Source organism: Oscillibacter sp. UBA6647 (genome assembly GCA_002455655.1).
Taxonomy (GTDB): Bacteria; Bacillota; Clostridia; order Oscillospirales; family Oscillospiraceae; genus Oscillibacter.
Window position 1 is genome coordinate 6,295 of the sequence record DKLF01000138.1, and the last position, 419, is coordinate 6,713.

Annotated in this window: 1 protein-coding gene; it reads left to right on the forward strand. The window is 61.3% G+C overall.

Annotated elements, in window-relative coordinates; all coding sequences use genetic code 11:
• A partial coding sequence (locus B2W96_RS10310) for an acyl-CoA dehydrogenase family protein (RefSeq protein ID WP_293010207.1) occupies positions 1 to 419 on the forward strand: 419 nt, incomplete at both ends.

A 419-nucleotide genomic window follows, 5' to 3' on the forward strand; every position in this document is an offset into this window, starting at 1 on the left:
AGGAGTACGGCGGCGCCGGCGGCGACGTTCTCTCCTATGCCATGTGCGTGGAGGAGTTGGCCAAGGTTTGCGGAACCACCGCCGTCATCGTCTCCGCTCATACCTCTTTGTGCTGCGCTCCCATTTTTGAGCACGGCACCGAGGAGCAGAAGAAGAAGTATCTGCCCGACCTGCTTTCCGGCAAGAAGATCGGCGCGTTCGGCCTTACCGAGCCCGGCGCCGGAACCGACGCCTCCGGCCAGCAGACCATGGCCGTGCTGGATGGCGACCACTATGTACTTAACGGCACCAAGTGCTTTATCACCAATGGCACCGTGGCCGACACCCTTGTGGTGTTCGCCATGACCGATAAGAAGGCCGGCAACCACGGGATCACCGCCTTCATCGTGGAAAAATCCTTCCCCGGCTTCTCCGTGGGC